Genomic DNA, 10,360 nt, shown 5'->3' on the forward strand with positions numbered 1-10,360 from the left:
TGAGCAGATCCAAAAAGCAGTAAAGGAAGCAATACCGAACGGGTCTAATCTCTGAAATAGTCTCAATATTTATTGACATCCTCACCGCCGTAAACGGTCGGTGATTCCAAGAATCACTTCTTGGGTTTCCTCTTTCCGCGACTCGGCTTACTTGGAGGAGTTTCCCCATCCAGGCAGAGGTCGATGTCTCCAGAGGCGTTAAGCGTTCCCGTGTGCCCCACGGTACGTAGTCCAAGCTCTAATATATTCCGAGCAGCATTCCAGTCTCTATCTAATACAAATCCGCAATGGTGACATTTATGAGTTCTTGTACTCAAAGACTTCTTGACGACTTCCCCACAGTTAGAGCAATTCTGGCTAGTGTAGTGAGGTGGAACAGCAACCGTTGCCACACCAAAAACTTTGCCGAAATACTCCAACCAATCACGAAAAGCCGACCATGCTGCGTCAGAAATAGACTTAGAAAGCTTTCTGTTTTTAACCATGTTCCGCACCATCAAATCTTCATAAGCAACCAAGTCGTTAGACTGGATAACGCATCTTGCCAATTTCACAGCAAAATCTTTACGCTGCCTACTTACTTTGAGGTGCTTTCTACCCAAACGATTGCGACGCTTGACTCTATTTTTAGAACCCTTTTTAGTCTTAGAAAGTTTACGCCCAAGACGTTTGAGGGATTTTTCAGACTTCCTGAGATGTCGGGGATTCTCAATTGTCTGCCCGTCCGAATCGGTGTAGAAATGAGACAAACCGACATCCAATCCGATGGTTTTATGCGTTGGTTCTCGTTTCTCAATCCGCTCAACATCAAGGAGGAATTGAGCGTAGTACCCATCAGCGCGACGAACAACCCGAACTCGTTTAATCTGATTCAACTGGTAGAAGTGCAAATCACGGGTTCCCCACAAACGGAAGCTCCCTGCTTTAAAACCATCGGAGAAAGTGATAGTTTGCCTATCCTCCGAAAGCTTGTAGCCTGTGGTTTTGTATTCTACAGAGCCGTGTGTTTGATGCTTCTTAAAGCGCGGGAAACCCTTTTTGGCTACATTCTTTTTGCAGTTGTCATAAAACCGAGTGATTGCAGACCAAGCCCGTTCAGCAGAAGCTTGTCGTGCCATCGAGTTGAGGTTGTTAGCAAAGGGAAAATCTTTAGCCAGAACAGCACAATAAGCGCTCAGTTCATACTTCCCAATTCCCTTGTTATCCATCCAGTAGCGAAGGCAAGAATTTCGGACAAAACGAGCAGTACGAATTGCTTCATCAAGCTTTTCATATTGCTCATTACTACCCTTAAGTTTTGCCTCGAATACAAGCATGGTTACGCCTTTACACCTAGCGTAATTCTACCACAGCCATGAGCAATAATCAAGAAAAAGCCGTCCTGGAAGGACGGGGCTTTAGACCCAACTTTTCGGTAAGAAAAAACTAGGGTAATGCCGTTACCCTAGTTTTTTCTTTTCCATCTTTACTTAAATAGAAGTGCCACTAACTGTAATTTCCGACACTCTGTCAAAAACATTGCTGGGGGTTCTATTTATTGATCACCCTATTAGGAGTGCTGAAAGTATTCAGTTTGTCGCGGATTGAGGTTGTGCCGAAGCTGGAGACGATGAATCTGTTGCAGGCTGTAACCTAGCGATTATTGCATCAACCTTGGCTGTAGAATCCGCGATCGCTTGTTTCTCAGCAGCTAATTCTGCTGGGTCTACAGATGTCCCGGCTTGCGCTAGGAGTGCATTATATTTCTCATCAAGTGCGCTATAAGCATCCTTTTGGGTTTGGGCAGCAGCTTGATAATCGGTTACAACCTGAGAAATCCGGTCGTCTAATGTTTGAAGGGTTGCATCTTCTGCTTGAATGTCGGTAAGAATTTCTGAAGCCATTTGCTTAATCTCCTTGATATCTTCAAATAGTGGATGAAGTATTTCTCGAATTAGTATCGATATGAAATTGGTAGCCTGAGTCATAAATGAAATCAGCTTTATGACCAACGTAACTTGATTTTTACCTAGTGCCAATCTAAACTGAAGACAACTTATTTGCCGGAGGTGACGGAAGTTGGCGGAATTAAACAAGAAGGAGGCTCAAGCCTATCTCAATATTTCAGAACGCACTTTAGAAAGGTATGTAAAAAAACATAAAGTTGCTGTACGCTACGAAAACACTGAGCATGGAAGAGCGCCGTTTTTTCCCTTGAAGGAGTTGGAGAGAATCAAGGAGGAGCGCAGCCCTACCTATCAAGGCGCGATTACTCATGAGTCTCCTATTATGCCAGTGCAACAACCTGTATACCAATTGTTCGCTGATACTGAAATTATGGAATTGAGCTTCAAGTTAACCTTGAATTTGAGTGAAGCGGCATTGATTTCAGGAATTGGGCGATCGCGTTTACTTACTGCGATCAAATCTAGAGAATTGAACGCGATAAAATTCAAAGGTTGGCGAGTGAGGCCGCAAGATTTGAGAGAATATGTTGATAGTTTGTGGGAAAATTTTGAGGTATTGGGGGGCGATCGCTCTTTACCATCGGAGAAATAAATGATGTCACTACACGCAATACTTCAAACCGAATTATTAATAAAGGTGAAAAATATGCTTAATAAAGAACGAGAAGCTTTGAGTGTTGGTCAACAAATCTTTTATAGAGATTATCGCCTTTCTGTGAAAACCCCTAAAGTGGTTGCAACTGTTGTTAGCAAAAAAAAATATTCGACCGAAATCAAATATACTAGAGAATCAACTATAAAATTTCCACCAGAACACGCTGGTAAAGTAAACAGATTTGAGTCCATAGCAGAGGCAATTTCAAGTTCACTGTTTTTCACTAATGATGATAGCGATTGGTACGATTACAGGGGTTATACACTTTCTTTACATCCTTTTGGTGAGGTGTATAGCGTAAAGATTTTTGTAGGCAATTATGAAGCGATGAACCTATGTGATTTCAACAGGGAAAATCCACACTCCTATAGTCTTGAAGATGTTAAGAAATACATTGATTTAACATTATTCAAAGCCCCTTCACCTTTGCCATTGCAGCAGGAAATAATTACGGGATGCAATTGGTGGGCTGAGAATCTAATGAGTTTTGCAGCTAAAATGCCTGACGATGGATTTGAGAGATCGCCAGATGAAACCTTTTTAACTTTGAGTTTACTACATAATGTTCCACAACCTAAAGTAGAAAATATTCGGGATTTTGCACAAAAGCTATTAAAAGCTTTGAATCAGGCAGTTATTTTTTTAAAAAACCCCCATTTTATATTAGCGGTAGATAACATTGGTGATTTATGCCCACTTTTATCAGATGCGGCAGATGGACTAATAGATGAATATTTATTCCCCGCTAAAACTGTGATGCGAATTGGGGAAGGGTACGTTGAGGTGAGTATGGGGTACGGGGCTGATTTTGAAAAATTACCATTATGCCAGGTAACAAATATTGTACCAACAGACCATAACTTTAGGTTTGACATGGAGCGATGAATGACGAGCAAAAATGGTTATTACAAAGCGTAGGCGTTCCGCAGGAAAGCCCGCCCTTGGTATCGCTCCTTTATCACAACGTCCCCCGATTTATAAAGCACATTGGACAAAGGGGCGGCGTGAGTATCTCAGTGACATATTGCTAAATTGTATTTGTAGAAATCAAAAATATTAGTTTGACAACTTAAACGACTTGCCAAAACACACTCAACCCAACCGTGACTAGAGTTGCGCTTATCTCCTAATTGCCAACCATCTGAGACTACTTCATAAATAATTTCATTGGGATGCTTATACCAAAAAAGTATAAGCACCAATTGCTCATTATTCAAAAATTTAGTTGTGTCGCAAGAATTGTTCATTATAAGCCTCTTTCGTTATTTGCTGCTCATGCTGATGTTTAAGTGCTTTTAAAATAATTATTGACATCCTTTTGTCTGAGCTAACATCAATTGTCGCCATAGAGGAACCAAAAATAGCACTATAGTAATCTGCTCTTTCAATTGCTGTTTTTGGTTGATATCCGTTAGGTAAAAAAGATTTATTTAGAAAATATTTATTAAGCTCATTGATAGTGTCTAGCGCAAATTCTTCTAATTCTACTTTGTCTTTAATAATATGTTCGACTTTATTTTTAATAGCCGATAGTATCCAATTAAAGCAACTACTATCTTCCCTTTGATAAAATTTCTGAATATTAGCAATTATTTTTTCTTTCCAAAATTCACAAATATCTTTTTTAGGAGTCAAGGAGATGCCTTTTACTGCCTCTTTATGATTTCGCTTGAAAGCCATAATTGTCACTTGAACTGCAATCCTGTTTGCGGTTGGCAAAACTGACCTTTTAGAAAACCCGTCGATTCGTTTCAAATCTTGATAAACTTCTACTAATATCCATCCAGCGTGGTAATTAAATTCATTGCGAATTGCAGAAGGCACAATAAAAAGGGCATATTCTAATCGCGCCCATTCAGCACCATTAACCATAGCTTCGCCGTGTTCTAAATTATATCTAATACCTTGGCGAGTCATATTGACAGCGATCGCTGCTTCTTCGGTATTCTGATACACGGCAGGTTGATCTAGTCTAACAATGGCATAGTCGCGCTTTTTTAGTAATTGGGTATTTGTCCTTTCAATTATTTTATCAACTACGGATTTATTGTTAATTACTTTTCTTAAATAAGATGGGTTAATCCCATAGAATACTTCGGGGCGTTTATTTGCGAACTCTTCTAAATCGGATTTAGATATCGCAACTGAATTCCATCTTAATCCAACATTACCGTTCAGGGTTTTTGCAACCAAGCCACCCCTAACCCAACTTCGTACCCTGTCAACTTTAATATCTAATAATTTAGCTAAAGTTGTCATTTTAAACTCATCCTTGGTGCAAACACTGGTCAAGTTGTGTTTTCTGCATAACTTAGTTATCTGGTCGCCCACCGCGTTTTCTGTGCGCTGATTCCACCCCTTTTTGGCGGCGTAAGTATTCCAATCTCTAGCAATAATCCGAACTGGCAGTTTGTTGATTAGCTTGAGTAGTCTATCGTTTTCTTCCTCAGTCCAAAGATTTTCATAACTGCCTTTGTTGGCACATTTTCTACTACAAAAAACCCGCCTTGCTCTGCCTGTATCTGTAAACTGATTATCACAAACAGAGCAAGTTTTGGTTATTGGCTTCTCTCTAAACTTATTCGAGCAAGCTAATGAGCAGAATTTACGCAAGCTTTTAGCTGATGCAAACAGACTCGCGCAATGAACACATTTCTGCATTACTACTGCCTCCAAAAAGGTCGATTCAATTCCTTATGCACAAGCGTATAAGCCAGGGTCGCGCTTGGTGGCGTTTCCTTAAAATAATGCCCCACTATCCCATCTTTTTCTAGCTCAGAAATTGCTGTCCATAACTCTGGGTATCGCTTAATTTTTAGTGCGTCCTTGAGTTCGGACGCGAAGCGATCGCCCCTCTTCAATTCCGCAATTATCCCTGATTTGATTGGATCTTCCATGTACTATTTTCCAAATCCCTTGTATGTCCGTTTTGTTTTAGGGCTGATTAGTCCTTTCTCCAAAAAGTACTGCTCAAGCTCGTGTTCAGTGCGTCCAGAAAAGAACATTTGCATATCGTTGGGATTAGTAATAGTAGCCTTGGTTTGAAAACTCCAGAGTGGAGTTCTCATTTCCCGCATTATTCTTTTTGCTATCGGGAAAACTCTCAAGGTGTCTCCATTCACACCATGCTCCTCATCAATAAAAGGAATAGAGCGCTCTTGTACCGCTTCAATATTTTCGGCAATTTCAGCAGGCTCTTCAAATTCATTAAAATACAAAATTAATCCAAAGAGTTCAGGATGTTTCGCATACTCGAAGTCAAAAAATATCGGTTCATTGTTGAATTCCAGCCTATTGAGATTAGCCTCTGCTAATCCAAATCCGTACAAAGTTCCACCATTTTGTAGTTCAGCAAGAAATTTAATCATCTAAACCTCCAGTATGTCTGTACATAAATCCAAATTCCAGCCAACCCAATTGTAAATAGTTATGCCAGAAATAATCTTTAAACCTTATTTTTCTCAGCATGAAGTTTGGCTGCAAAAAGATAGTAATGTACCAATTCCGACCTTGCATTTTAAATATTTTTCGTGATGGTTTTATACTCATAATTTACGGTGCTAGTATTGCCTTACCGTATCTTTCCTTTCGATACCATTGGGCTAGTGGCGGTATCCACAAATCAAGTTTTTGCATGACCATTTCCGCAAGTACTCTTGTTTCTAGCTCGGCATCAGCTTTCGTTCTTTGATCCAACCAGTGAAACGTAGCTTCAATGTCTCCAGCTAAGGTGTATTCTTGTCTTGGGTTTTGCGGTAAACAATGCCTTGCATGTTCGTAAGAGTGTTTTAGGCATTGAACTTTAAAAGCGTAGTTTTTGCAAGCTTCAATAGAATTTCGTTTATCTTTATCCCTTTCTTCTTCTAGATAATCGTATTTTCTACCTCCGCGATCGCTATAAAAACCGACTGGGCGAAAGTAAAATACTTTTTCAACGTCTAGCCTGTCTTCGGCAACTTTGATGAAACGTTCATAAGTAAAACGATTGCTCTGGACTAGATGAGCCGAACCCTGATGTGTCCGCATTTGCATAATTGTATCGTGCGGAAAACCGCCTATATTAAACTTTGCAAATGCGAATCTTAATACTGAATAATGACCGCGATCGCTCACTAACTGATGTTTGATGATTGCTGCACCAGGGTCATTAGGAATTGGGCAATCATTGCCTACAAAAGTTTCAGATACACACTGATGTTGTGCCCTCCAAATTGCTCGTAGTGGGTTAGGGCTACTGGCATCACCGTCAAGTTCAACGATAAAATGCGGGTCTTCTAAGGTTGGAATTTTCACTTCTGCACCTCCATCGGCACTAATTCAATATCTGTTCTTTCTGCACAAGACTATAATAATTACAGCGCTTTCAATACATCTCTATCAATCAGGGCAACAAGTCCTTTTGCCCTGCAACCCCTGCCCCTATAACTGGGTGGATTTGCCAAAAAGTTTTTCAAATCTTCTTTATTTATTGAGTAGGTACGGGAGCCTTCGCGGATAGCTTTCAGATAATTAAGCCTTATCCACCGATTAATTGTAGAAGTACCTATCCCAAGCGTTTTTGCCACTTGTTTGACTGAGTAGGTGGTCACGCTGCAACCTCCACAGGCATCGCTACAAGTTCAGTCTCACCACCTACGGAACTCGTCAAGGTATCGTGTTGAGTATTATTTGTTGTTAGCGGATAGCTAAGGTTTAGCCCGTGTTGAGTATTTTGTTGAGTATTGTTTTCTGATACGGAACTCGCCAAGGTATCGTGTTGAGTATTATTTGTTAATTGTTGAGTATTCTTATTTGATGACAAGCTATAAAGGTTCCGTCGCTTGTCTAGTGGGTCTGGATTGCGAGAAATAATGCCTTCAGTTAAAAGTCGATTCAGTGCCGTGTAGATTCCTCGCCCAGATTCGCTGTCCATTCTCAAAGATTCAATTATCTGATTTCCTGACAAGCCACTTTGACCTACTAAAACGCTGATTATTTGCTCAGGAATAGTATTGGCTTTAGTTTTTACAGTAGGAGAAGCCTCACTCGCCGCGTAAAATTGTAGTTTTATTGCAAGCTTGTCACGCTCCGATCGCAATTCATAAATTTGCTGCTCCAATACTTCGACCTCTGGCATTAACTGCTGTTCTGCTAGCTGTGCGTCCATGTCATCCGTCATGACTTCCAATTCCTGATTTTTTGCAATCAAAGAAGCGTTTTCTTGACGCAAAACATCAATTGTGGCGGTGTCTGTCTGTTGCTCCAACAAAGCTTTCAATTCCCTCTTTTTACTCTCAAGCGCCTGCAATAGTGCTACTGATTCACGTCCTATTTTTTCCGATTCTGCGATGCCTACGGCGAGCGAAGCTATCGCATCATCCCGTTGTACAGTCGCTCTTGCTAACTCAGTCTTTAAACCACTAATAACCTCATTTTGTGCAGCAATTACTCCGCTATCATTATTTATAAACTCTACACCACTAGCGCTGCTATAAAGCGATTTAGCCCAGTTTAAAATGTCTTCTTGGGGAATTCCCTTTGTGGTCATCTCACGCCCGTACTCTGCCACAGTTAGCCGCAATTCCTCAGCTTTCTGTTCGCACTCTTGGTATGGCTTCAGAGATGTGGTGAGTTGATTTAGCTGCTCTTGTACTTGGGCGATTTGGTTAGCGATTTGTTGAGTTCCCGAAAATTGGAATGTTGTAGTTGCCATAGGTTTTTCATAATTTGTAGTTATTTCAATTTCACCGCTAGCTGCATCTACGCCCGTCGTAGACATCGCCGCCACAATTCCTTGCGCTTCTGAGAAGCTAATCGCACGATCAGGATTTTTATAAAAGCCAACAATTTCAGATTTAGGACGGACAATAATCCGTTGCTGTGTTGCCCTTTTGTCCCACACGAAACATGAGATAGTGGCGTTGTCTGTTGCCCAGCGACTACCTTTCTTATCCTTGCGGAAGCAGTAGCGAGGCAGGGTTAAAACAAGCGATGGTGGATGTTCTTTTAAAAAAGCATCCCGATCCTCGCAAGGTTCCAGAAAACTTGTCAGAAGAAACGCTGCAACACCTACATGCGCCTTTTTAAAAGCATTTTTAATAATTGGTGCGGCATTTTGCCCATAAGGCGGATTGGTACAAATCCAATCGCACTCTGGAAACAGATCCCATGATTCAGGTGCGATCGCGTCAAGGTGGTAATCAGCCGCTTTTTCTGGATCGATATCATTTGTCCAGATAAGTTTTGTATGCGGCCAAACTTGGAGAAGGGAGGCGATCGCACCTCCACCTACGCAAGGTTCACCAATCACACCAGACAATTTCACATGGCGTAATAATTCAGTAACAAACCATGAGGGCGACTCGTAAAAATCAAGGGGATGTCTGTCACTCTCTACCTTTTCAAGCATCTCGCCACCACTCCTGAAGGAATTTGACTCTACTGAAGGCGATCGCAGCACAGGCAGGGATAACGGATCGCCCGTAGAGATAGCGGCTGCGGATTCTCCCTGGTGTACCTTTGGGGACTGAGACAGGCACGCTGTCCACTTCGGGGGAAAGCCCATAAACAGCGCCATCATCTCGCTGCTCAATTGCTGGGAAGGGGGTATTAGTCCGAGCGATCGCAGTCTCACTTCCAACTTGACTTGCCCAGGAGGGCGGCTGCTCTTTATCTTGACTCCAGCCGTGAGGGTAGGCAACGATAAACAACCGCTCCCTTTGGTGGGGTGCGCCGATTTCCGCAGCTGATATGATTTGCGGATGGTCCCACTGATATCCTGCCATTCGGAGTCCCCCAAGCACTGCTCGAAGTCCGTTGTGGATAAGCCCTGTAGGGTTTTCCACAACGACAAATCGGGGTCTGGCTGTGGCGACGATTCGGAGCATTTCAAACCAAAGAGAGGATTTAGGTCCGGCAAGTCCGGCTCTTTTTCCAGCGTTGCTGACATCAGTGCAAGGGAATCCACCAAACACGATTCCGTCTGTATAATTCCAGTTGACATCGGGGTTGTAGGTGCAGATATCTCGATGAATTGGGGTATCGGGAAAGTGAGATCGCAACACGTTTTGAGCATCTGGATCAATTTCCACCGATTGAATTACTTGTGCTTGGCTGCCAAAAACTTGATTGAGGGCAACCTCAAATCCGCCGATGCCGGAGAAAAGGCTAATGGCTTCCATCGATTTCACGATCCCTTTTGATTTCAAGATCCCTTGCATCCCTTAGAAAAAAAATTGCCTGCTGAATTAGCTTTAATTGTTTATCGGCAATTTCCGCCCCCTTATCCCCAATCACGCCAAGAGTGACAGTCAGTAGAGCTTTGCGCTCAATAACCCGATCGCAAGCTTCAATTAAAAAATCAAGTGGCACTTGTTTTTCTGATAAATCCAGTACCCAATTGTGCGATCGCACTATATGAGCCGCGATTTGGGCTGCTGATTCTTCACGTTCTGAATCTATTGGCATCGGCCAAGAGCAATCGCAGACGTAAGTTTCAGGATTGCCGGCACCTACACAATCATCACTAGCAGACCAGCGAGCGTTTATGATTTTCATCTTTATAAAACTATTGGTAATTTCATGTCAGGCGGGAGTATCCAAAGGTGGTAAATAACCAAAGCATATTGCCTTGGATTTTCTTAAGTGCAATCGCGTCTAGTTGGTTTTTTCTCTGATGTCTTTGGCGACGACGCTGGCGTCGGGTTGGGTAGTTTAATTTTGCAACCATTGTTTTGCGATCGCCCGTGAATCTACTTTGGGTTTGGGCGCTGTGTACTTA

Annotated in this window: 13 protein-coding genes; 2 read left to right on the forward strand and 11 right to left on the reverse strand. The window is 42.0% G+C overall.

The window, feature by feature from the left end; genetic code table 11:
• Window positions 1-113 precede the first annotated feature (113 nt).
• A complete protein-coding gene (locus HWQ38_RS24775) occupies window positions 114-1,316 on the reverse strand; it encodes a transposase (protein ID WP_292798872.1) in 1,203 nt (400 codons plus the stop codon).
• Between the two features lie 252 nt (window positions 1,317-1,568).
• A complete protein-coding gene (locus tag HWQ38_RS24780) occupies window positions 1,569-1,967 on the reverse strand; it encodes a hypothetical protein (RefSeq protein WP_292798874.1) in 399 nt (132 codons plus the stop codon).
• A 91-nt stretch (window positions 1,968-2,058) separates the two neighbouring features.
• On the opposite strand from HWQ38_RS24780, the gene HWQ38_RS24785 reads away from it, so the two are divergent.
• Together HWQ38_RS24785 and HWQ38_RS24790 are read left to right on the forward strand one after the other, a co-directional pair.
• Window positions 2,059-2,538 (forward strand): helix-turn-helix domain-containing protein, encoded by a 480-nt coding sequence (locus HWQ38_RS24785; protein ID WP_292798876.1) that lies wholly within the window; start codon window positions 2,059-2,061, stop codon window positions 2,536-2,538.
• On the forward strand, window positions 2,539-3,486 hold the full coding sequence (locus HWQ38_RS24790) for a hypothetical protein (RefSeq protein ID WP_292798878.1): 948 nt from the start codon (window positions 2,539-2,541) through the stop codon (window positions 3,484-3,486).
• 128 nt (window positions 3,487-3,614) lie between these two features.
• On the opposite strand, the gene HWQ38_RS24795 is transcribed toward HWQ38_RS24790, so the two are convergent.
• From HWQ38_RS24795 to HWQ38_RS24835, 9 genes are all read right to left on the reverse strand, one after another.
• Entirely contained in the window at window positions 3,615-3,848 is a 234-nt protein-coding gene (locus HWQ38_RS24795; protein WP_292798880.1) for a hypothetical protein, read from the reverse strand.
• The gene (locus tag HWQ38_RS24800) at window positions 3,823-5,277 is read right to left on the reverse strand and encodes a hypothetical protein (protein WP_292798881.1); all 1,455 of its coding nucleotides are present in this window, start codon (window positions 5,275-5,277) and stop codon (window positions 3,823-3,825) included. Before HWQ38_RS24800 ends, HWQ38_RS24795 begins: the two co-directional genes overlap by 26 nt.
• The gene (locus HWQ38_RS24805; RefSeq protein ID WP_292798883.1) at window positions 5,265-5,498 is read right to left on the reverse strand and encodes a hypothetical protein; all 234 of its coding nucleotides are present in this window, start codon (window positions 5,496-5,498) and stop codon (window positions 5,265-5,267) included. The genes HWQ38_RS24800 and HWQ38_RS24805 overlap by 13 nt, the downstream gene beginning before the upstream one ends.
• 3 nt (window positions 5,499-5,501) lie before the next feature.
• Window positions 5,502-5,969: a hypothetical protein gene (locus HWQ38_RS24810; RefSeq protein ID WP_292798884.1), complete on the reverse strand. Its 468-nt coding sequence runs from the start codon at window positions 5,967-5,969 to the stop codon at window positions 5,502-5,504.
• A 184-nt stretch (window positions 5,970-6,153) separates the two neighbouring features.
• Window positions 6,154-6,894: an FAD-dependent thymidylate synthase gene (locus tag HWQ38_RS24815; protein WP_292798886.1), complete on the reverse strand. Its 741-nt coding sequence runs from the start codon at window positions 6,892-6,894 to the stop codon at window positions 6,154-6,156.
• Window positions 6,895-6,953: 59 nt separating this feature from the next.
• Complete coding sequence (locus HWQ38_RS24820; RefSeq protein WP_292798888.1) at window positions 6,954-7,190, reverse strand: excisionase family DNA-binding protein; 237 nt, start codon at window positions 7,188-7,190, stop codon at window positions 6,954-6,956.
• Complete coding sequence (locus tag HWQ38_RS24825; RefSeq protein ID WP_292798890.1) at window positions 7,187-8,989, reverse strand: hypothetical protein; 1,803 nt, start codon at window positions 8,987-8,989, stop codon at window positions 7,187-7,189. The genes HWQ38_RS24820 and HWQ38_RS24825 overlap by 4 nt, the downstream gene beginning before the upstream one ends.
• Window positions 8,982-9,761, reverse strand: coding sequence for a DNA cytosine methyltransferase (locus HWQ38_RS24830; RefSeq protein WP_292798891.1), 780 nt, complete (start codon window positions 9,759-9,761; stop codon window positions 8,982-8,984). Before HWQ38_RS24830 ends, HWQ38_RS24825 begins: the two co-directional genes overlap by 8 nt.
• Window positions 9,748-10,137, reverse strand: coding sequence for a hypothetical protein (locus HWQ38_RS24835; RefSeq protein WP_292798893.1), 390 nt, complete (start codon window positions 10,135-10,137; stop codon window positions 9,748-9,750). The genes HWQ38_RS24830 and HWQ38_RS24835 overlap by 14 nt, the downstream gene beginning before the upstream one ends.
• Window positions 10,138-10,360: the final 223 nt, after the last annotated feature.

Origin of the sequence: Nostoc sp. NMS7, assembly GCF_017115085.1 — a bacterium.
GTDB lineage: Bacteria > Cyanobacteriota > Cyanobacteriia > Cyanobacteriales > Nostocaceae > Nostoc.